The following is a 22,026-nucleotide window of genomic DNA, read 5'->3' as shown; positions in this document are numbered from 1 at the left end:
AGCAACTAGAGTTTCAATCTACAGCAAGCAATCGCTGAAGTGAGGCAAACAACACCTCATTATCCTCTGGGCGCCCAACAGTAATTCGCAAGTATTGATTAATTCTAGGCTTATCAAAATGCCGCACAATAACACCGTCCTCACGCAACCCTTCAGCCAACGCTAGGGCTTCTCTACTACGGTGCCGACAAAAAACAAAATTAGCTTTTGATGGTAGAACTTGAAAATCCATTGCACCCAGTCGCTGCACCATCTCTTCACGCTCAGCAATTACCGAATGACAGGTCTGCTCAAAATATTCCTGATCTTCAAATGAGGCAACAGCACCAGCTTGCGCTAAACGATCCAATGGGTAGGAGTTAAAACTATTTTTAATTCGCTCCAAGGCTTCGATCAAGTCTGGATGACCAACCGCATAACCCACTCTCAACCCCGCTAAAGATCTCGATTTTGACAAGGTTTGAGTTACCAATAAATTGGGATATCGGTCGACGAGTGAAATCGCAGTCTCACCACCAAAATCCACATAGGCCTCATCGATAACCACCACAGTTTCATTATTTACCGCTAATAAACGCTCGATCTCGGCCAGCGCTAAAAACGAACCCGTTGGCGCATTGGGGTTAGGGAATATAATTCCACCATTTATGCCACGGTATTCCTCAATCCGAACCTGAAAGGACTCATCCAGTGGGATTGCTTCGAAAGGAATCTGATACAGACTGCAATAAACGGGATAAAAGCTGTATGTGATATCAGGAAAAAGCAGAGGCTTGCCGTGCTGAAACAGACCGTGAAATATATGCGCCAGCACTTCGTCAGAGCCATTGCCAACAAACACTTGCTCAACATTAACATTGTGATAATTGGCAATCGTATTTTTGAGCACATCGCTATTCGGGTCTGGATAAAGACGCAAAGCATCATTTGACTCAGATTTAATAGCTTCCAGCACTTTTGGTGAAGGCCCGTAAGGGTTTTCATTGGTATTCAGCTTAGTTAATTTACTTAACTTGGGCTGTTCACCCGGCACATAGGGCACCAAGTCTTTAACAATGGGGCTCCAGAATCTACTCATTTCCATCATCCAATATTCTGTATTCGGCACTTTGGGCGTGAGCGGTCAACGACTCGCCCCGCGCCAATATCGACGCGACTTTGGCCAACTCAGATGCACCCGCAGCGGAACAAGCAATTAAGGAAGAACGCTTTTGAAAATCATACACGCCCAGCGGCGATGAAAAGCGCGCCGTACCCGACGTTGGCAGTACATGATTAGGACCCGCACAATAATCACCTAATGCTTCTGGAGTATATCGCCCCATAAATATAGCCCCGGCATGCCGTATCTTTGGCAACAGCTCTTCGGCATTATCAACTGACAATTCTAAGTGCTCAGGAGCAATTCGATTACTAACCGCAATCGCCTCATCAATATCTTTAACACAAACCAAAGCCCCACGACGACTCAAAGACTGACGAATAATATCCGCCCGCTCTGCCGTAGGGAGTAGGCGAGCAATACTAGCTTCAACCTTATTTAAAAATTCCACATCTGGACTGAGCAATATCGACTGCGCATCTTCATCATGCTCTGCTTGAGAAAACAGATCCATCGCAATCCAATCGGGGTCGGTTTTACCATCGCAGATCACAAGAATTTCAGATGGGCCGGCAATCATATCTAGCCCGACACTACCAAACACTTGGCGCTTGGCTGTGGCCACATAAATATTGCCAGGGCCGACTATTTTATCGACCTTGGGTATCGACTCTGTACCATATGCCAGTGCAGCAATAGCCTGCGCACCACCCACTGTAAACACACGATCCACACCGGCGATTGCCGCTGCCGCCAAGACCATATCGTTCACATAGCCTTTTGGGGTTGGCGACACCATAATAAGCTCATCGACACCTGCAACCTTCGCAGGTATCGCGTTCATCAGCACTGATGAAGGGTATGTCGCTTTGCCACCGGGCACATACAAACCCACTCGATCTAAAGCCGTAATTTGCTGACCAAGGAGCGTTCCATCTGCTTCGCGATACGACCAGGAATCCTGAGACTGATGTTGATGATAGGTGCGTATACGATCAGCCGCCGTTTCAAGTGCAGCCCGCACACTGACATCTATACGCTCTAACGCCGCCTGCATGCGGCTAGATGAAATTTCCAAAGACGACGCGGCGTCCGGCTCCCACGCATCAAATTTGCGGGTGAAATCCAGTAAGGCAGCGTCACCGTCTGCGCGCACTTTAGCAAGTACCGTCGCAACAGTTTCCACCACCGCAGGGTTTGACACCGATTCCCAGTCGAGCAGCGAAGTCAGTGACGCATCAAAATCGGCATCACTTGTACTCATACGCTTAATCAGTGAATCAGCCATTGCCGGCCACCTCTTCCGCATCCCGACGAGCTTCCACTGCTACCGTTAATTTAGCGATAATGTCTTGGATGCTTTTATATTTGCGTTTCATTGCCGCTTTATTAACAACTAAGCGGGAGCTAACATCAGAAATCATATCTCTTGGCTCCATACCATTAGCACGCAAGGTATTACCGGTATCCACAATATCGACAATTAAATCTGCCAAATTCATTAGCGGAGCCAACTCCATCGCCCCATATAATTTAATAAGCTCTACTTGAATACCACGCTCAGCAAAGTGACGACGCGCTACATTCACAAACTTAGTCGCTACACGAACTCGGCCTTGTGGAAGCGGCTCGTCTACTCGACCCGCTGTCATCAATTTGCAACGCGCAATATTCAGATCCAAAGGCTCATACATATCACCCGCACCCAGCTCCAGCAACATATCTTTACCGGCCACGCCAATATCTGCCGACCCCAACTTTACGTAAGTTGGAACATCTGTACCACGAATGACAATTAAATTGATATGCGGATGGTTGGTCTCAAAAATCAGCTTGCGGCTGCGACTAATGTCTTCAGCGGGTACAATCCCTGCCTCAGCTAGCAACGGCAGAGTTTCTTTTAAAATACGCCCCTTGGTGAGCGCAATAGTAACCGGCTGATCCACGAATAAGCTCCAAATACTTAAAGATATAATATGGTGTTAATTAGCCACACGACGAATGGTTGCACCAAGTGCGTGAAATTTTTCTTCGATACATTCATAACCACGATCAATATGATAGATACGGTCCACCAAAGTATCTCCGTCTGCAACGAGGCCGGCAATCACTAAACTCGCAGATGCGCGCAAGTCACTTGCCATTACAGGAGCGGCTTTCAAACGCTCAGTACCGGTAATCAGGGCGGTATTCCCTTCGATACTAATTTTGGCACCCATACGATTCATCTCATGAGTTTGAATCAAGCGATTCTCAAAAATGGTTTCAGTAACACGGGAAACACCCTCTGCAACTGCGTTCATCGCCGTAAACTGGGCTTGCATATCTGTTGGGAAACCAGGGTAAGGCATTGTTTTCAGATTTACCGCTTTAGGTCGTCGACCTTCCATATCCAAGGTAATCCAGTTTTCACCAGACGTTATTTTAGCTCCAGCCTCCTCAAGCTTGACCAATACCGCCTCAAGGGTGTCGGGACCAATATCGCGTAAATGAATTGATCCACGAGTGGCTGCCGCAGCAACTAAATACGTACCGGCCTCAATACGATCCGCCATAACGGAATAAGTGCAGCCATTTAACCGCTCAACACCATCAACCGTAATCGTTGCACTACCATGACCACTAATTTTAGCGCCCATCGCAATCAAACAGTTGGCCAAATCGACTATTTCGGGTTCTCTGGCCGCATTTTCAAGCACAGTCCGCCCTTTGGCCAAGGCGGCTGCCATCAACACATTTTCAGTGCCACCTACGGTTACCATATCAAATAATACCCGAGCCCCTCTTAAGCCACCCTCAGGAGCCCGAGCGGTGATATAACCAGCATCGACATCAATTATGGCGCCCATTGCCTCTAAACCACGTAAATGCTGGTCCACAGGCCGGCTACCGATAGCACAACCACCAGGGAAAGACACCCGCGCATGACCAAAATGCGCCAATAACGGGCCCAACACTAAGATAGATGCCCGCATGGTTTTAACTAGCTCGTACGGCGCAGTTGTTTTCGTGGTTGTTGCACCGTTAATCTCGACACCGAGATTCTCATCAACAATCAATTCCGTGCCCATACTACGCAGCAGAGCAATCATCGTTGTAATGTCATGCAAATGTGGCAAGTTCCGAATCATTACCGGCTCACTTGACAGCAAGGTTGCCGCCAATATCGGTAACGCCGCATTTTTAGAGCCAGAAACACGAATTTCTCCAGCCAACGGGCCACCGCCGGATATAAGTAACTTATCCATGAAATCTCCTAGGAATTCCGGTATGCCTTAAGGTTGGGCTTCGTCGGGGGTCAACGCTTTAATATTGATGGCATGTAAAGAGCCATCTTTGATCCAGTCATTTACGGCTGCATAAACTAACTGTTGACGCTTTACTGCGCGCAAATCTAAAAATGCGGCGCTAACCACTCGAACATCAAAATGGCTGCCATCGCCATTCACTTTCACATCACTGCTTGGAAAATGTTCTAAAAGGCGCTGTTCTATAAGTTCTACTTGCATACCCATTCCGTTCACACTCACTACCGCGTTACTCAAGCGCGGAATTGTACGCAATTGCGATGAACATGGCGAGGCGAAACCCAGCAAGGCCTCGCCTCACCGCACCATGCATATATTACTCGGCGGCTTTCTCCATGACTTCTTGCGGAGCAACCGTCCAATTATCAATGACCTTATCGATATCCCCGCCGTGTTGTTTAACGGCTGCATTAAATTGATTTTGGTAAATACGCCCCAAATTCAAACCTTCGATAATCACATTACGTAATTTCCAAGCGCCATCCGACCCCTGACGAACAGTATAGATAACTTGATAAGGCTTAGCGCGCTCACCATAAATATCTTGACGCACACCGACACTGCCAGACAAATCAACATCATCGGCTAAGGGCAACACTTCAATCCGATTACCGTTAAAGCCTAGCAAACCTTTTGCATAGGTATTAATCAAACCATCTTTAAAGCTACTGGTAAAACGGATAACACGCTCCCTAAACTCCGCACGCTCAGCATCTGTTTTTAAACTCTGGTAGTAAGCTCGGCTACCGTATTTACCCATAATACCCCGAGCAAAACTTTGAAAATCAACAACATCATCCATAATGCGCCGAACTTCTTCATTAAAGCGCTGAGGATCTTCATCAACATAGCTGCGAGCATCTTCAATAACTTTCACTAGCTCTTGAGTGGTATCAGCAACGACCTCATAAGGCCCTTTTTCTTCAGCAAAGCTTTGCGCAAGCAGGCCAAAAACCATAAAAGTCGCAATTACTATTTTTTTAATCATACTATCCCCTTAATTTTATCTGCTCGTTATTCCCAACAATTCGCGGGTAGCTGCAAGCTTCGACCACATTTTACGCTAATGACTCCCACTTCGGACCTTAGCTAAACCTGTTAATTTGTCACATTGGAAATTATCATAGTCAACATTAGCCCCAGCTTAATGGGTAACACCTGAATACAAGGTACTTAGAGTGACCAACAATCCAAGTTTTATTAACTCTGCTCAGCGCGTGATCACCATGGAGCGCGATGCTGTTAGCGTCTTAGCTGACCGCATTGACGAAAGCTTCTCACAAGCCTGCCATATTCTACTGTCCTGCCAAGGGCGGGTGATCGTAACAGGCATGGGGAAATCAGGCCATATTGGCAACAAAATTGCTGCCACTCTAGCCAGCACCGGCACACCGGCCTTTTTTGTTCACCCCGGTGAGGCCAGCCACGGCGACTTAGGGATGATTACTGCTGGCGACTGTGTCATTGCACTTTCCAACTCCGGCACAACCGCAGAGCTGCTTACTATACTCCCGCTGCTAAAACTCCTTGCCGTACCCGTTATCGCGCTAACAGGAAACCCTGAGTCCGAACTTGCCACCAGTGCAGATGTCCACCTAAACGTGGGTGTCAGCGAAGAAGCTTGCCCGCTTAATCTTGCCCCCACATCAAGTACAACCGTTACCTTAGTAATGGGCGATGCGATTGCCGTTGCCTTATTGGAAGCCAAGGGGTTCACCGCCAATGACTTTGCCATGTCGCACCCTGGCGGAGCGTTAGGGCGACGTTTATTGCTTAAAATTGACAGTATTATGCACACCAATGACGAAATACCCCGTGTCGAACTAGGCTGCACATTAAGCAAAGCATTGCTAGAAATGAGCGGTAAAGGCTTGGGAATGACCACCGTAATAGATACTGCGGGCGCACTCGCCGGCATTTTCACAGACGGCGACTTGCGCCGTGCATTAGACCGCGGCATAGATATACACAGCAGCCCAATTAATGACATTATGACCCGCAATTGCCGAACGATCAGCCCTGGCACAATGGCTGCAGAGGCTTTACGCATTATGGAAGACAACAAAATTTCTGTTTTAGTGGCCGTCGATCAAGACAACAAGCCCGTCGGCGTTATCCACACTCACGACTTGCTAAAAGCAGGCGTCGCATAGAGACCCTTTACACATGCAAAGTGTTATCGAAAAAGCAAAAACCATCAAATTATTGGCCATGGACGTTGATGGCGTATTAACAGATGGCAGCCTCTATTTTGGAAATAGCGGCGAAGAAATCAAAGCATTTAGCATTTTAGACGGCTTAGGCATAAAACTTTTACGCGATGCAGGTATTAAACCTGCAATTATTACGGGACGCAGTTCCGAACTATTAAAACGACGAGCAGCAGAACTGAAAATTGAATTAATTTACCAAGGTCGAGAAGACAAACTAGTCGCCCTTGAGGAATTGCGCCGTGATCTGGGCCTGAGCTTTGAAGAAATCGCCTACGCTGGTGACGACTTACCTGACCTATCGGCGATTTGTCGCGCAGGTTTGGGGATTACTGTCGCCAATGGACATCACTATGTTGCACGGCATGCCGACTGGCAAACCAAGGCCGCTGGAGGCCAAGGAGCGATCAGAGAAGTATGCGAACTTATTCTGAAAGCACAAGGAAAGCTAAATGACGCCCTTGAGCAATACTTATAAAAATGAAAGGCTTTAACTTCTTTACCCTTTTGTCTGTACTCTCCGCGATTGCCGCGCTAGCTGGCACGGTGCTGTACCTAACCCAGTACAGCGAAAGCGGTAAACTCAGTATCGCCGATCAGTTTGAAGCTATTCCAGACGCCGACTCGCACCTCATTAAGGTTAACGGCATAAAGTACAGCAGCGGTGGTGCCGTTGCCTATCAATGGCGCGCCAGCAGTGCCGAGCGATTAATCTCCGACGGTTCAGTCACATTAAAAGACCCTTTTTATGTAGGTAACATTGCTGAACAGCGACCATGGACCGCTAGTGCCTTATCAGGCAAGCTCTCTCAGGATGGAGAGCAGCTTATACTTGAAAACACGGTCATCGTAAAAGACCTGATCCGACAGGCGGAAATCACCACGGAAGCCCTAAACATCAATCTCGAAAACAGTGAAGTAAACACGCCACTCGCGCTTACACTTAAATTACGCAATGGTAAAACGCACTCAGTTGGCATGCGAGCGAGCTTGAAAGACGAGCGTGTAGAACTACTAAACAAAGTAGAAGGCAATTATGAACCCTAGCAAAGCCGCACTTTATGCGGTGCTTATTCTTAGTATTACACCCTTAGCCCACGGTCTACCCGACGACCGCAAAGAAGCCATCAACCTCAGCTCAGACCGCGCTATTTATGAGAATAACCAGGGCATCTATATCGGTAACGTAACCATGAGCCAAGGCTCATTAAAAATTCGCGCTGACAAGCTCACCATCGTCGAATCAGATCGTAAAGTTGAAAAGGTCATAGCCGAAGGCAAGCCAGCCTACTTCGAACAACAACCACGCATTAATGAAGGCGTGGTTGTTGCCAGCGCACAACGCATCGAATACAGCCTACAAATGGAAGAAATTCTGCTGCAGAAAGACGCATCGATCACCCACCAAGGTTCAAAAATTTCTGGTGATCGAGTAGTTTACAGTGGCCGCAAACAGATGGTTATCGCCGACGGCGGCACTGGCAAGCAAGAAAATCGCGTCAAAATGACGCTACAGCCCCAAGCCGTGCCAGACGAACCACAAATTGCGCCAAAAGATATCGACAGCATACCTGACACAGCAACACGGGAAGACAGCGATCTCAACGCCGCAGAGGAAATTCAATAACCATGCCCGTTTTACAAGCCAAAAATCTCGCCAAGGCCTATAAACGGCGTGAAATAATCAAAGACGTGTCGCTCACTATTAGGAGCGGCGAAATAGTCGGCCTGCTTGGTCCAAATGGGGCAGGAAAAACCACGTGCTTTTACATGATCGTCGGTATTGTCAATGCAGATCGCGGCAGTATTCAACTGGATGATAGAGATTTAACCAAACTGTCTATACAAGGACGCGCCAAGCACGGAGTGGGTTACTTACCTCAAGAAGCGTCTATTTTCCGCAAACTCACCGTCGCAGATAATATTATGGCGATCCTTGAAACTCGCCGAGACCTAAATCGGAGTCAACGCAAAGATAAACTAGAAGCCCTACTGCAAGAATTCCATATTACCCACATTCGTAAATCTCAAGGTATGGCATTATCAGGTGGGGAGCGACGTCGGGTTGAAATAGCACGCGCCTTGGCAACAGAACCCAGCTTTATCTTGTTGGATGAACCCTTCGCCGGCGTTGACCCCATTTCCGTTAACGACATCCAAAACATTGTTCGACACTTACAATCAAGAGGCATAGGCGTCTTAATCACCGATCACAACGTACGTGAAACTTTAGATATTTGCGATAAAGCCTATATTGTTGGCGAAGGGCGCATTGTCGCTGAAGGTAATGCCGAAACCGTGCTCAATAACCAAATTGTCAAAGACATCTACCTCGGTGACAAATTTACATTATAAGTACAGTTCCCTACAAATGAATCGGCACAGGTATTGCAGGGAACCAATCTCGCGACTACACTGACAGTGAGGCAAACATATTGCCGGTAGAACAAAGCATCGTTCGCATTACCACTTAATTCATGTTGTAGAAGCCACTAATATGAAACAATCGCTACAGCTCAAAGTCGGCCAAAGCCTGACAATGACCCCCCAGCTGCAACAGGCGATTCGCTTATTACAACTGTCCACACTAGATTTACAACAAGAAATACAATCTGCGTTAGACTCAAACCCACTGCTTGAAATTAGCGACGAAGATGGTGAGATCGAGGTTAATACTGAGCCAACCTCTGCTGAGCCAAAAAAGCCTGAAAAAGCATCTGAAAGTGAAACCGAAGCCCCCCAACCTGAAGCTGACACAGAATGGGCGGAGCGCAGTGATATTCCTGAAGATTTACCGGTAGACAGCCAGTGGGACGACGTATTTCAAACCAGTGGCACGGGTTCTGGCAGTAGCTCCTCAGCAGAAGATAGTGATTACAACAACGATTACCGCCACACGAGTGACGATTCACTGCAAGATCATCTTCGCTGGCAACTCAACCTCAGTCGCCTATCTGAGCTTGACCAAATGATAGCCGCCGCCATTATAGACGCCATCGACGAAAAAGGACGCCTAACCGTCGGCCCAGAGGAACTGGTAGACGGCTTTGATAATGAAGCCATAGAAATCGAAGAAGTTAATGCGGTTTTGCACCTCATCCAACAATTTGATCCCCCTGGAGTAGGCGGTAGAGACTTACAGGAATGCCTGCTTATCCAGCTTAGGCAACTACCACGCAACACTCCGTACGCTGAAGAAGCGTGTCTTGTCGTTAGCCAATACATGGCGCAACTTGGCAATCGGGATTACAGTCAAATTATGCGTCGCTGCCGCTTAAAAGAAGAGCAATTGCGCGACATTTTAAAACTAATTCAATCATTAGACCCAACGCCGGGAAGTGCAGTTGGTCACGACGACACCGAGTACGTAGTACCGGATGTGTTCGTCAGCAAAAAAGAGGGCCGATGGCTGGTTGAGTTAAATCCAGATATAGCACCAAAAATACAGATTAACGCTCAATACGCCTCTATGGCGCGCCAAAGCAGCAATAGTAGCGACAACGATTACATTCGCGACAATCTCCAAGAAGCGCGTTGGTTCATCAAAAGCTTAATAAGTCGCAATGAAACCCTGATGAAAGTGGCAACTAAAATTGTTGAATATCAACGCGGCTTTTTAGAGTACGGCGAAGAAGCCATGAAGCCCTTGGTACTCCATGATATTGCCGAAGCAGTGGGTATGCATGAATCCACCATTTCACGTGTCACCACACAAAAATTTATGCACACGCCACGCGGTATATTTGAACTCAAATTCTTTTTCTCTAGCCATGTTTCTACCGATACCGGTGGCGAATGTTCAAGCACGGCTATACGAGCATTAATTAAAAAATTAGTTGCGACGGAAAATCCACGAAAACCCCTAAGCGACAGTAAAATAACAGACTTACTGGCCGAACAAGGCATTCAAGTAGCCCGTCGCACCATTGCCAAATATAGAGAATCACTAGTCATTCCGCCCTCAAACGAGCGGAAAAGACTAGTATAATGCAACACTCCGATGGGAGTGTTGCTAGCAGCGACTCGCCGTGAGGCGCCTGCTTTTTTTCAGCGATGAAGGAGCAATATATGCAGATTACTGTAAGCGGTCATCACGTAGACGTTACACCCGCCCTCCGCGATTATGTCAACAATAAACTCTCAAAGCTTCAGCGACATTTTGATAACATTACCAATACCGACGTCACCCTTACTGTTGAGAAACTAGTACAAAAAGCCGAAGCAACCGTGCATGTCGCCGGTGCAGACTTATTTGCCACTTGTGAATCAGAGGACATGTATGCTGCAATTGACAGCCTGACGGACAAGCTTGATCGCCAGCTAATCAAACACAAAGAAAAATCGCTGGGCCGCTAAAGGCCTGCGGTTTCAACCGGAAATAACCGCGTAGCTATCATGATACTTGAATCAATACTCACCCCCGGACGCACCGAATGCGGTGTGTCCGTCACCAGCAAAAAACGCTTACTCGAACACATAGCAGCAGCAATTTCTGCCGACAATGCTGAATTTGACGCCGATGAATTATTCAATGAATTACTCGCACGTGAGCGCCTTGGCAGCACAGGCCTAGGCCATGGCGTAGCCATACCACACTGCCGCAGCAACCGGTGTAGCAGTGTTACCGGGATGTTATTAAAACTAGAGCAGGCCATTGATTTTGAGGCAATTGACGACGAACCCGTTGATCTTATATTTGCGCTCATTGTCCCCGCAGAAGCACACGACGAACATTTAAAAGTCCTCAGTGCCCTCGCCACGGCCTTTAATGAAACAGATTACCGAAATAACTTGCGCACCGCAGAAGACGCCAACACTTTATTCAAGCGCTCAATAGTGAACTGATATGGAACTCATCATTCTCAGTGGACGATCAGGGTCGGGGAAAAGTACCGCGCTTCACCAACTAGAAGATGAAGGTTATTATGCCATTGATAATCTCCCTATATCACTACTACCCGAACTAGTTAAAGAGCTATCACACAGCTCACTTAAAGTTCATCAACAGGTTGCTGTGTGTATAGACGCTCGTAATTCGCGCGCAGAACTCGCCAGATTTCAAGCATTGTGCGACAAAGTAAAAAAGCACGCTACTCTGCGTATCGTTTTTTTAGATGCGGGTGATGACAAGCTAATAAAACGCTTTAGCGAAACCCGTAGACGCCATCCGCTAACCACTGACTCTCTGCCTTTGGCGGATGCAATCAAGCTCGAAACCGCGCTACTAGAGCCCATCGTCATTGAAGCATCACTCGCCATTGACACCAGCGATATGACGGTACATGAGCTCAGAGCTGCAATTCGCGACCGCATCCTTGGTGCCGATGCCAGCAAGCTAGCTGTACAATTAAAATCATTTGGCTTTAAACGAGGCCTACCCATAGATGCAGACTTAGTTTACGACCTCCGCATGCTACCCAACCCTCACTGGCACGAAGGGCTTCGGGTATTGACCGGCCAAGATAGTGAGGTGCAAGAATATCTCAGCAAGCAAGAGGATGTCCGTCTTATGTACAACGATATCCTGCAATATCTACAACATTGGCTGCCCAAAATTGAAACCAGCAACCGAAGTTACTTTACCATTGCCATTGGCTGCACTGGAGGCCAACATCGCTCAGTATATATGACGGAGACTCTTGCTAAAGCCCTGCGCAATAGCTATCCAGACTTACAAGTTCGCCATCGCGAACTCCAGCGTTAAGAGCACTCACAATGGTTGAATCCCAAATAATAATTATTAACAAACTTGGCCTGCATGCCCGCGCAGCGGCAAAACTCGTTTCCACAGCAGGAGACTTTACTGCCACCGTGCAAATCAGTGTTGGTGACAGATCTGTCGACGGCAAAAGCATCATGGCGGTGATGATGTTAGCCGCAAGCAAAGGCACAGAAATCACTGTTCGCTGTGACGGTGACGATGAACAAGCCGCCCTGTCAGCAGTTTTAGATATTATTTCTCAACGTTTTGGGGAAGCTGAATAATAAGCGTAATATGACGTATTTATACTACTGAAGGTATACTTTGGATTGTTGCGAACCGTACTTTAAAGGATAATTAGCCACAGTAAATCCTGAAGACAGCACATAAATTGGTAACAAACTGACGGTCACCCCCAGCAGTATTGAAATACCAATAAGTATCAACAGCCAAAAACGTTCTTTCCACTTAATGGCTCAGGCTAGGGATAGGTATGGCCCAGACTGCTGAAAAGCTACAAACCGAGAGCCAACTCAAAACCCTGAATGACGCGCTGGGTTCCGGTGGCTTTTTACAAATCCGTCGCATGTTAAATGGCTTGCCTCCCGCGGATGCCGCCCATTTAATAGAATCCACTCCGCACACAATTCGTAGTGTGTTGTGGCAGCTCATCGATATTGAGAACGAGGGGGATATCCTCCAACATCTCAACGATGAGGTTCAGAGTCAATTCCTGCGCCAGATGGATGCCGAAGAAGTCGCCACCATCACCGAAGGCCTTGAAGCCGATGATATTGCGGACATTCTGCAGCAATTACCCGACCGTGTAATTCGCGAAGTCCTCAACTCGATGGATCATCAAGATCGAGTTCGCGTCGAGCACGTATTATCCTACGATGAAGATAGTGCCGGTGGTTTGATGAACACCGACACGATCACAGTCCGACCTAACATTACGCTTGATGTCGCCCTTCGCTATCTACGTCGTCACGAACAGCTCCCAGAGATGACCGACAGCCTCTTGGTCGTCAATCGCAACGACCAATACATCGGCGTTTTATCGTTACGCAAATTATTAGTGTCCGACCCCAGCGTGACCGTTCGAGAAATTATGGATACCGAAGTCGAACCTATCCCCGCAAAAATGCCTTCCAAAGAGGTGGCCACCCTCTTTGCTCGGCACGATTGGGTCTCTGCGCCGGTAGTCGATGACAATAGTCTGCTGCTCGGTCGAATAACCATCGATGACGTGGTCGATGTTATCCGCGAGGAATCTGACCACTCCTTGATGAGCATGGCCGGCTTAGATGAAGATGAAGATACCTTTGCCGCGGTTTTAACAACAGCCCCGCGGCGAGCCGTTTGGCTAGGAATAAATCTACTTACTGCCTTTATCGCGTCTGCCGTCATTAACCTTTTTGAAGGCACAATTGAAAAAGTCGTCGCCCTCGCAGTTTTAATGCCCATAGTAGCAAGCATGGGCGGCGTTGCCGGCACCCAAACCCTCACCGTGGTAATTCGTGGTATGGCATTAGGTCATATTAGTCGAGACAATAGCCGCTGGTTAATCAACCGTGAAATGGCTGTTGGCGCCATTAATGGCGTAATATGGGCTATCATTATCGCCGCGGCGACAACACTGTGGTTTGATGATGCATTAATGGGAGGAATCATCGGTGCCGCCATCATTATCAACCTACTCACAGCAGCACTTGCAGGCGCCGTTTTACCCTTGATAATGAAATCTCTGAATATTGACCCTGCCTTGGCGGGTGGCGTAGTACTTACCACCGTCACCGATGTGATTGGTTTTCTATCATTTCTTGGCCTTGCCAGTTATTTTTACGGCTAAAAAGCCTTACAAAACAACAATATTTAAACTATACGGATCGTAACGTGACCGAATCTGAATTCGAACGCCCCAGTAAAACCGCACTTAAAAAAGAAATGCAGGCAATGCAAGACTTGGGCGAACAACTGGTAAAACTCAGTAACAATGAATTAGCCAAAATCCCCATTCACGACGAGCACCTCAGCGAGGCCATTTCAACGGCTAGACGTCTGACTAGTCGCGAGGGTTTACGTCGACAATTACAATATATTGGTAAACTAATGCGCGGGATTGACCTCAGTGAAATTGAGGCCGGACTCGCAAAGCGCGACGAAGGGCAGCGCGAACTCGCACGAGCATTCCACCGCTTAGAAGAGCTTAGAGATACTGTGGTTGAAGAAGGTTTACCGGGTATAGAAAAAGTGATTGCGCAATTTCCAAGCGCCGATCGCCAACGCCTGCGAACACTTATCTTGCAATCAGCTAAAGATGCGAAAGCAAACAAGCCTCCGGCTGCAAAACGTAAATTATTTCAATATTTAAGAGAGCTACAGGAAAACCAATCGACGGCGTAATATAAAAACCAATTTACAAGCGGCGATGCTGTGAAACCGGCATCCTCTGCCGCAAAGCCCGCTGCTCTTCTCGATCATATTTGGCTATCACGCAGGCTTCACCTAAACCCGCCTCGGCCAGCACGCTTCCCCAGCTATCAATCACCACTGAACCACCAGAGGTTTGTCGCTTTGCGTCGTGAATCCCACCCTGATTGGCCGCAACAACCAAGCATTGGTTTTCTATGGCGCGCGCCCGCAGCAATGGCAGCCAATGCGCCCACCCTGTACTTCGGGTAAACGCCGACGGTAAAACAATAATTTCAGCCTGTTGATCCAGCATGCGGCGAAACATTTCCGGAAAACGCAGATCGTAGCAAATACCCACCCCTATGCGCCCCACGGCAGAATCAACCACCAGAATATTTTCACCTGGCGCATAACTGTCCGACTCACGATAAGAACCCTGAGCATCACCGACATCCGCGTCAAATAAGTGAATTTTCCGATAACATCCCAAACAACTACCGTCGGCGCCATAAACAAATGAGCACGCAAACACTCGACCATCTGGTGATGGCAATGGGATAGACCCACCAACCAAGGTGATACCGTAGTCAGACGCTAAGTTCGATAAAAAATGCTGAATGGCACCATCTCTCGCCTCGTCTGTCGCCAAAGTAAATATTTTTTTGCTTCCAAACAAAGCAAAATTTTCCGGCAATACGGCCAGCTTTGCTCCCTTTTTAGCCGCAGTTGCCACCAGTGCTTGTGCACTTTGCAAATTATCGTCTAGCTTTTGACCAGACACCATTTGCAATGCCGCAACACCGATAGGTAACCATGGCTCAGGCATCACTACTTACTCGAAAATCATCATTACTCTGCGACATTATTTCGGTACCTCACTCGACTTATCTTTCGTCTTCTCTTTCGCCTTACTGACATCACCAGAACCAACGTCAAAGATATTTTTAAATGTCAGCTCCGGTTGCTGCACAGTACCAGATATATCGTAAACAGCACTGGAAAAGCTATTAACTTGCTCTTCAAAAACTTTCGTCACTACATAGGCTCCTGCCGCTGCTGGCAAACCACCCACCAACGCCGCAACCCAAGGAAGGTTACTACCAACAGGTAATGTTGCAACCAAGCGAAGATCAGGGATATCGGTATTTAAATCGATGGTACCTGTCATCTGAAAACCACTGGACGGGCCTTTGATATCTAAAGGTTCTTTCAACTCCACTATGCCTTCGCTCAAACTGAGGCTGCCACGCATGGAATCAAAATAAATACCTTTACTGAACACATCACGAAAATCAAATTTTAAACGGCGAACTATATTTGCCATATTAAAAATACTGAACACCCGCAAGGCACCGCTAGCTGCATCTGAACTTTTTAAAAAACGACCATTTTCAAAACTAAAACTGAACTCACCCTCACTCTGTAACAATTTCCACTGTGTCGGTGCACCAGGCCAATGTATATCCACATTGTAATTGCCACGCTTAGTTTCCATAACTTTCGAATAACCAAAACCTTCCAATACCGGGCCAAGATCCCCCACACCAAATAAGCCCTGTAGCCACGAAGTCTGGTTTCCGGCTTCGTCTTTAAGCCAATGTAGGCTACTAGCTCCTGCCTCACGAGCTAAATCTATGCCTCTAAGCTGGCCACGAAGAGCATTAAAGTGCGCACCGCGCTCATCTATTCGCAAATCAAAACCGACTCGCCCCCACGCCTCTCCTCCCACCGACAGCTGATCAATATCGACATTGACATCCATCAAGCGCATAGGATCAAGATCAGCGCTCGACGAAGTAGATTGATCATCAAATGACGGTAAGGCTAATTTTTCCAGAATTACCGTAGCAACTGTAGATGAGCTATTACGAGGAAACGCTAACTCACCTGATAATTGTTGACTGGCCACCCGAACTTGCCAGAAATCATAATTTTCGGACACCGCCAGTCGAACATTTTCTAAAAGGTGATCAAAAATATAAACTTCATCAATATCCAAACCATTAACAGCGAGCACCATCGACGCACCGCCACTAGGTTGCAATGACGACAAGTACTGATCTGCAATATTCTGCCACTGACTAAAACTCGCAAACTCAATACTGCCCGCAACATTAAATTGACCAATCAGGGGACGTAGCATCGCAGTATTTTCTTCACTACTGCCCAGATATAGATTGGCGCCATATACCCCGCTATCATTTAATCCTAGCTGGAGATTTAGCTGATCTTCAAGCGCAAGCCCTAAGATACCGTCACCGTCAAACGGCAGCCAAATTGCGAGTTGCTGAGACAAACTAGGAGACTTATAAAAAGGCTGCGGTAGAGCTATTTCTACGCCCTTTAAGTCTGATGAAATAGTGAGACCAGACTTTTCACCACCTGCCTGTACTCGCATTTTAATACCAGTACTGCCCTTAAAAAACTGCAAGACCGGTGTATTTAACCACTGACCAATATCTGAAGCAGTAACCGTTGTGGCAACATCCACATCAATTTGTTTTCCAACCTGACTAATCATTGCCGTCAATGGTTTCTCAAAGACTGTCGCATTCAAATTAGAACTACTAAGACCCTCTTCAGTTTCATAATGCAAATGCCCTTTGGCAGCGCTTAGCGTTAAACGATAATCTGGTAGACCCAAAACCGAAAAATCAATATCGGAATCAACCCGAATATTAGGCTCATAGCCATTTGCCAACGGCAAATGAATCCCTACGTCGACATTTGCATTCCCCTCCCCTGTCCACGAATCAAAAGTATTACCGATATAAGAATGTAAAGGGGTATCGAGCAACAAGCTTTTGATTTGCTTAAAGTTGGGTGTGGCCGCTGCGGCAACATCAAGAACCGAATAACCCTCAGCAGATGGCGTAACATGTACAGATAACGGATTTAAGGCCATATCATTTAACGTCGCTGAACGAGATGCGGCTGTTATTTCTGCATTATCAATGACAAGCTGCGCCTGCTGCGCTTTTATTGCAGGCCAGTCCTGAAGAAAGCGCAGCTCAACATCTGACAGGTCTAACGCTAACTGTATCGACGGAGAGTACTCAGACTTCGCCAACAGCGAACCGTGAAAAATAAATCCCGCAGTGTTAACCGTACCACCTTGAATACTAGAGGCGAGCCATTCTTGTAGGCTATCACTTAAAATATTGGGGGTGTAAGTATTATATTGGCTAGCATCAATACCTTTTGCCCCAACCATTAGCGTCATTGTCGGGCCCGGCTCAACCTCTTTATGAAGCGGTAGGTCTAAACGAAGTAGCGCAGATAATCGCTTGTCATTATTTATTGCCTTAATCAGACCGCTATGCAAACGTAAACGCTGGTCATCATAATCCCAACGTAATTCAGCCTTTACATCCTCTAGCTTAAAAGCATCGTCATATAAGTGTGGAAAAGAAAGTGAAAGCGCCTGGGAATCAACCATCAGCAAACCTTGCTGAGGGCCAATCTCGAGATAGCCTGTCAAACCTTGGGCGCCCGGCGCACCCTGCCACGGCTTAACACTTAAATCTGCTGCCTCTGCTCTAAGTGCGAAGCTTTCAACACGAGAACCACTGGTATATAAGTCAAACTGTATGTGTTTGAGCAAACCTTCCGGTGCCAAGTCACTCAATACACCTTGTGAATATTCCGGCAAAATATCGCTTTCTGTCAGCAGTGCATTTGTTGCCCCCACTTCGAGCTGCGGCAAAGTAAAACGCCATAATGTGTCTTCTGGGTGGCGAACTGATATACCTGATAGATCAATGCCGCGATCTCGCCACTTGGCGTCAAACTCAGTAAAGCTAATACGCCAGAAACCATCACGATGACTGCCTGCAAAACGCATATTAACGTCTCTTAGTAGAGCATCATCAGCCCCCCACAGTACGCCAACAGCTAACTCAGGTGCATTTAAGACACCGCTCATACTCACCCGCTGCCCACGTCGCCAACTCATCCAGAGTTCGCCACTGACCTCACTATCAAATAATGGCGCGCTTTGTTGAAAAATAGGGGCTATTGCCGATAAGCGACTGCCATCTATCACCATATATGCATTGCCGCTAAATTTTTCAAGGTTGCGAGGATCGCCATAAGCTTCAAGCAACATCTGAATATCACCGTCGCTATCAGTATTTAGCTGCGCATAAATCCGCCGGAATTTATCGTCGCTGCGTAGTGAGAAATCACGGCTACTAATATGCTTCACATCGCCGTTTGAATAGCCCAGCTTAACAACAAACAAGTCTAGAGCGGCCCGGCGGACTCCCAGCACCAAATCTATAAGCATATCGGGGCTACCACCACGAGTGTCAGTGGTTACTATGCCTGGTATCTGCCATTGCCCTTCAGAAGTTTGTTCAAGCTCTATGCGTAAACTGCCCGCTTGGATTTGGCGAACCTTAGGTGTACCCGTCAGAATTGACGCTAAGACATCGATTTCTATACGTGCATTATCAAGGTGAACAGCAGCTTCGCTGCCAAGATTAAAATCACTGATTTCAATTACTGGAGAGAGGCCAGACCAGCTACCTCGCACACTTGAGGCCTGCATACTGACCCCAGTTAAGCCTTCAATATAGTGAAAAATATCCTGCTGATAACGGTCTACTAAGCCAATATATTGACGCCCTAAGCTCGCATAAAGCGCCAACACGACAAGGAGCACCAAGGCTGCCCCCCAAAGTAAAGCGTATAACTTGCGACTTGCTCGCACGAGCATCAATCGTCACCCATCATCACCGGCAACCATGACTAAAGTAGTACAACATCAAATTGCTCCTGCGTGTATACCGCCTCCACTTGAAAACGGATACTCGCACCAATAAATTCTTCTAAATCAGCAACATTTGCCGACTCCTCATCAAGTAAGCTATCAACAACCTCTTGAGATGCCAAAACCAACAAACGCTTGCTTTCGTAAGCCCTCGATTCCCGCAAAATCTCTCTAAAGACTTCATAACATACAGTTTCAGGCGATTTTAACGAGCCACGCCCATGACAATAGTGACAAGTTTCACAAAGTACGTGCTCTAAGCTTTCACGAGTCCGCTTGCGAGTCATCTCCACTAAACCCAACTCAGAAACACCGGTAATCGAGGTTTTTGCATAGTCTTTTTCCATCGCACGCTCTAGTGCTCTTAACACTTGACGACGATGTTCGGGATCTTTCATATCGATAAAATCGATAATAATAATACCGCCTAAATTCCTCAACCGGAGTTGGCGAGCAAGTGCTGCCGCCGCTTCAAGGTTAGTTTTAAAAATCGTTTCTTCTAGGTTTCGATGACCAACAAAAGCACCGGTATTAATATCGATGGTACTCATTGCCTCGGTTTGATCAATTATCAGATACCCACCAGACTTAAGCTCAACCTTACGCCCCAAGGCTTTCTGAATTTCATCTTCCACGCCATACAAATCAAATATCGGTCGTTCACCGGGGTAATATTCAAGCTGGGAGGCAATTTCAGGTAAATAATCTTCAGCAAACTGACCCACACGCTGAAAACTTTCACGCGAGTCTATGCGAATTTTTTCCAAACCCGGTCGCACCAAATCCCGCATTGTCCGCATAAAAAGCGGTAAATCCTCGTAAATAACACTCGGGGCGGTATCACGTTTCATGCGTCGCTCTACTGCCGCCCATAACCGCTTTAAAAATTTAACATCGGCGCGCAACTCATCTTCACCAACACCCTCTGCTGCTGTACGTAAAATATAGCCATCACATAAATCTTCATCTTCTTCACGCACAGTAACTTCCAAAACGTCACGTAGGCGCTGTCGCTCCTCTTCGTCATCAATACGATGAGAAACCCCGATATGCGCCGCACCTGGCATATACACCAAATATCGAGAAGACACGGATAATCGTGTTGTTAAGCGAGCGCCTTTGGTGCCCATTGGGTCCTTGGTAACTTGAACTGTTAAAAGCTGCCCCTCACGAATTTTTGTGCGAATATCGGCGTGTTCCGCCCCTTCACTATCTAAACAAGCAATATCGGATGCGTGAATAAAGCTGGTGCGCTCCAAGCCGATATCGACAAACGCTGCCTGCATCCCAGGCAAAACTCGGACCACTTTACCCTGATAAATATTACCGACAATGCCCCGAGAGCGACTGCGCTCAATATAAACCTCTTGCAGCACCCCGTTTTCGACAACCGCAACCCGGGTCTCTACCGGCGTCACATTGATTAGTATCTCTTCACTCATTATCTGGGCCCTACAGTCATTCCAGTTTTGCCCAGCAAAACTGCTGTCTCATATAAAGGTAAACCCATAACACCAAAATAGCTGCCATTCAGACGCTCTACAAAGCACCCAGCAGCACCTTGAATGCCATACGCTCCCGCCTTATCATCTGCCTCACCCGTCGCCACATATCGGTCAATCTGCTGGTCCGTTAATACAGCAAACAACACCTCTGTCTCACTAACAGCTAACTCAACGTTGCCGTCATAATGCACCGCAATCGCAGTCACCACCTGATGTTGACGACCGCTCAGGCCATTGAGCATTACCTTAGCATGCTGGCGATTCAAGGGCTTGCCCCAGATCTCGCCATCGACAATGACTGAGGTGTCTGCCGCCAACACCACTCTGTCGGCATACAATTTAGCCACCGCCGCCACTTTCTCCATGGCCATTCGTTTTACATAGGCATTAGGCTGCTCACCATTAGCCGGTGTCTCATCAATATTAGCAGGCACAACTTGAAAGCTTACGCCAATTTGCGCAAGTAATTCCGCTCGTCGCGGCGAAGCTGAAGCCAAGATAAGAGCAGCTTTTTGATACACAGCTAAAATACCACTAAAACGCGCTGAAACCAGGCCACAACTGGTCGCACAACAAACCAAAACGCAGCTGTCGTCAACGCAGGAAGGAATACCAGCCAATGCGTCTGAGCCACCCCATTAATATTCTGCGCCCACTGCTCAACCAAAATATGAAACAACTCGAGCAAAAATACAAAGGAAGCTTGCTTGCGAAGACTAAACATTCGCAAACGCTGATAAGACACTTGAATAATGTAAGCGATAACGGCAAAAGCAAAGGCATTCTGCCCGATGACCACGCCCTGCAAAATATCCAGAACAATGCCGCTCAACCAACAAATAAAAACACCGACCCGCTCTGGAAGGGCTAGCAGCCAATACATTAAAATAAGTAAAACCCAGTCGGGTCTCGCCCACGCTAGATCTGGGCTAAGGGGGGAAATACTGAGAAGGAAGGCAATAAAAATAGTGACCGCAATGAACCACAAGCCGTGCGCATGTGAGTCCATGT

At 47.2% G+C, this 22,026-nt stretch carries 23 protein-coding genes; 12 read left to right on the top strand and 11 right to left on the bottom strand.

The window, feature by feature from the left end:
• Positions 1–13: 13 nt before the first annotated feature.
• The 6 genes from hisC to AELLOGFF_RS02740 all read right to left on the bottom strand — a co-directional run bounded on the left by hisC (position 14) and on the right by AELLOGFF_RS02740 (position 5,398).
• A complete protein-coding gene (hisC, locus tag AELLOGFF_RS02765) occupies positions 14–1,078 on the bottom strand; it encodes a histidinol-phosphate transaminase (protein ID WP_159267233.1) in 1,065 nt (354 codons plus the stop codon).
• Entirely contained in the window at positions 1,071–2,390 is a 1,320-nt protein-coding gene (gene hisD / locus AELLOGFF_RS02760; RefSeq protein WP_159267232.1) for a histidinol dehydrogenase, read from the bottom strand. The genes hisC and hisD overlap by 8 nt, the downstream gene beginning before the upstream one ends.
• On the bottom strand, positions 2,383–3,048 hold the full coding sequence (hisG, locus tag AELLOGFF_RS02755; RefSeq protein ID WP_159267231.1) for an ATP phosphoribosyltransferase: 666 nt from the start codon (positions 3,046–3,048) through the stop codon (positions 2,383–2,385). Before hisG ends, hisD begins: the two co-directional genes overlap by 8 nt.
• A gap of 36 nt (positions 3,049–3,084) precedes the next feature.
• Complete coding sequence (gene murA / locus AELLOGFF_RS02750) at positions 3,085–4,350, bottom strand: UDP-N-acetylglucosamine 1-carboxyvinyltransferase (protein ID WP_159267230.1); 1,266 nt, start codon at positions 4,348–4,350, stop codon at positions 3,085–3,087.
• 27 nt (positions 4,351–4,377) lie between these two features.
• On the bottom strand, positions 4,378–4,611 hold the full coding sequence (locus AELLOGFF_RS02745; RefSeq protein ID WP_159267229.1) for a BolA family protein: 234 nt from the start codon (positions 4,609–4,611) through the stop codon (positions 4,378–4,380).
• Positions 4,612–4,726: 115 nt separating this feature from the next.
• Positions 4,727–5,398 (bottom strand): MlaC/ttg2D family ABC transporter substrate-binding protein, encoded by a 672-nt coding sequence (locus tag AELLOGFF_RS02740; RefSeq protein ID WP_159267228.1) that lies wholly within the window; start codon positions 5,396–5,398, stop codon positions 4,727–4,729.
• A gap of 190 nt (positions 5,399–5,588) precedes the next feature.
• Between AELLOGFF_RS02740 and AELLOGFF_RS02735 the strand changes: the two genes are divergently transcribed.
• The 12 genes from AELLOGFF_RS02735 (at position 5,589) to yjgA (ending at position 14,727) form a co-directional block, all read left to right on the top strand.
• On the top strand, positions 5,589–6,563 hold the full coding sequence (locus AELLOGFF_RS02735; protein ID WP_159267227.1) for a KpsF/GutQ family sugar-phosphate isomerase: 975 nt from the start codon (positions 5,589–5,591) through the stop codon (positions 6,561–6,563).
• Positions 6,564–6,576: 13 nt separating this feature from the next.
• On the top strand, positions 6,577–7,098 hold the full coding sequence (locus AELLOGFF_RS02730; protein ID WP_159267226.1) for a KdsC family phosphatase: 522 nt from the start codon (positions 6,577–6,579) through the stop codon (positions 7,096–7,098).
• Positions 7,099–7,100: 2 nt separating this feature from the next.
• Entirely contained in the window at positions 7,101–7,667 is a 567-nt protein-coding gene (gene lptC, locus AELLOGFF_RS02725; protein WP_159267225.1) for an LPS export ABC transporter periplasmic protein LptC, read from the top strand.
• On the top strand, positions 7,657–8,247 hold the full coding sequence (lptA, locus tag AELLOGFF_RS02720; protein ID WP_159267224.1) for a lipopolysaccharide transport periplasmic protein LptA: 591 nt from the start codon (positions 7,657–7,659) through the stop codon (positions 8,245–8,247). Before lptC ends, lptA begins: the two co-directional genes overlap by 11 nt.
• Before the next feature lie 2 nt (positions 8,248–8,249).
• Complete coding sequence (lptB, locus tag AELLOGFF_RS02715; RefSeq protein ID WP_159267223.1) at positions 8,250–8,975, top strand: LPS export ABC transporter ATP-binding protein; 726 nt, start codon at positions 8,250–8,252, stop codon at positions 8,973–8,975.
• A 142-nt stretch (positions 8,976–9,117) separates the two neighbouring features.
• Positions 9,118–10,608 (top strand): RNA polymerase factor sigma-54, encoded by a 1,491-nt coding sequence (locus AELLOGFF_RS02710; protein ID WP_159267222.1) that lies wholly within the window; start codon positions 9,118–9,120, stop codon positions 10,606–10,608.
• A gap of 80 nt (positions 10,609–10,688) precedes the next feature.
• Positions 10,689–10,976 (top strand): ribosome hibernation-promoting factor, HPF/YfiA family, encoded by a 288-nt coding sequence (gene hpf, locus AELLOGFF_RS02705; protein ID WP_159267221.1) that lies wholly within the window; start codon positions 10,689–10,691, stop codon positions 10,974–10,976.
• Between the two features lie 39 nt (positions 10,977–11,015).
• On the top strand, positions 11,016–11,465 hold the full coding sequence (locus AELLOGFF_RS02700) for a PTS sugar transporter subunit IIA (RefSeq protein ID WP_159267220.1): 450 nt from the start codon (positions 11,016–11,018) through the stop codon (positions 11,463–11,465).
• Position 11,466: 1 nt separating this feature from the next.
• The gene (gene rapZ / locus AELLOGFF_RS02695) at positions 11,467–12,324 is read left to right on the top strand and encodes an RNase adapter RapZ (RefSeq protein ID WP_159267219.1); all 858 of its coding nucleotides are present in this window, start codon (positions 11,467–11,469) and stop codon (positions 12,322–12,324) included.
• 11 nt (positions 12,325–12,335) lie between these two features.
• Positions 12,336–12,605: an HPr family phosphocarrier protein gene (locus AELLOGFF_RS02690; RefSeq protein WP_159267218.1), complete on the top strand. Its 270-nt coding sequence runs from the start codon at positions 12,336–12,338 to the stop codon at positions 12,603–12,605.
• A gap of 209 nt (positions 12,606–12,814) precedes the next feature.
• The gene (gene mgtE / locus AELLOGFF_RS02685) at positions 12,815–14,173 is read left to right on the top strand and encodes a magnesium transporter (RefSeq protein ID WP_159267217.1); all 1,359 of its coding nucleotides are present in this window, start codon (positions 12,815–12,817) and stop codon (positions 14,171–14,173) included.
• A 44-nt stretch (positions 14,174–14,217) separates the two neighbouring features.
• Positions 14,218–14,727, top strand: a complete 510-nt coding sequence (gene yjgA, locus AELLOGFF_RS02680; RefSeq protein ID WP_159267216.1) for a ribosome biogenesis factor YjgA — start codon at positions 14,218–14,220, stop codon at positions 14,725–14,727.
• A gap of 13 nt (positions 14,728–14,740) precedes the next feature.
• On the opposite strand, the gene AELLOGFF_RS02675 is transcribed toward yjgA, so the two are convergent.
• The 5 genes from AELLOGFF_RS02675 to mreD are packed head-to-tail and all read right to left on the bottom strand — an operon-like array spanning position 14,741 to position 22,024.
• A complete protein-coding gene (locus AELLOGFF_RS02675; protein ID WP_200842591.1) occupies positions 14,741–15,562 on the bottom strand; it encodes a carbon-nitrogen hydrolase family protein in 822 nt (273 codons plus the stop codon).
• A gap of 36 nt (positions 15,563–15,598) precedes the next feature.
• Complete coding sequence (locus AELLOGFF_RS02670) at positions 15,599–19,456, bottom strand: YhdP family protein (RefSeq protein WP_159267215.1); 3,858 nt, start codon at positions 19,454–19,456, stop codon at positions 15,599–15,601.
• Positions 19,457–19,488: 32 nt separating this feature from the next.
• Entirely contained in the window at positions 19,489–20,952 is a 1,464-nt protein-coding gene (gene rng, locus AELLOGFF_RS02665) for a ribonuclease G (RefSeq protein ID WP_159267214.1), read from the bottom strand.
• On the bottom strand, positions 20,952–21,512 hold the full coding sequence (locus AELLOGFF_RS02660; RefSeq protein ID WP_235035524.1) for a Maf family protein: 561 nt from the start codon (positions 21,510–21,512) through the stop codon (positions 20,952–20,954). The genes rng and AELLOGFF_RS02660 overlap by 1 nt, the downstream gene beginning before the upstream one ends.
• Positions 21,513–21,538: 26 nt before the next feature.
• Entirely contained in the window at positions 21,539–22,024 is a 486-nt protein-coding gene (gene mreD, locus AELLOGFF_RS02655; RefSeq protein WP_159267212.1) for a rod shape-determining protein MreD, read from the bottom strand.
• Positions 22,025–22,026: the final 2 nt, after the last annotated feature.

It is taken from the genome of Zhongshania aliphaticivorans (assembly GCF_902705875.1).
Taxonomy (GTDB): domain Bacteria; phylum Pseudomonadota; class Gammaproteobacteria; order Pseudomonadales; family Spongiibacteraceae; genus Spongiibacter; species Spongiibacter aliphaticivorans_A.
This window is presented reverse-complemented; position numbering and strand designations above follow the sequence as displayed.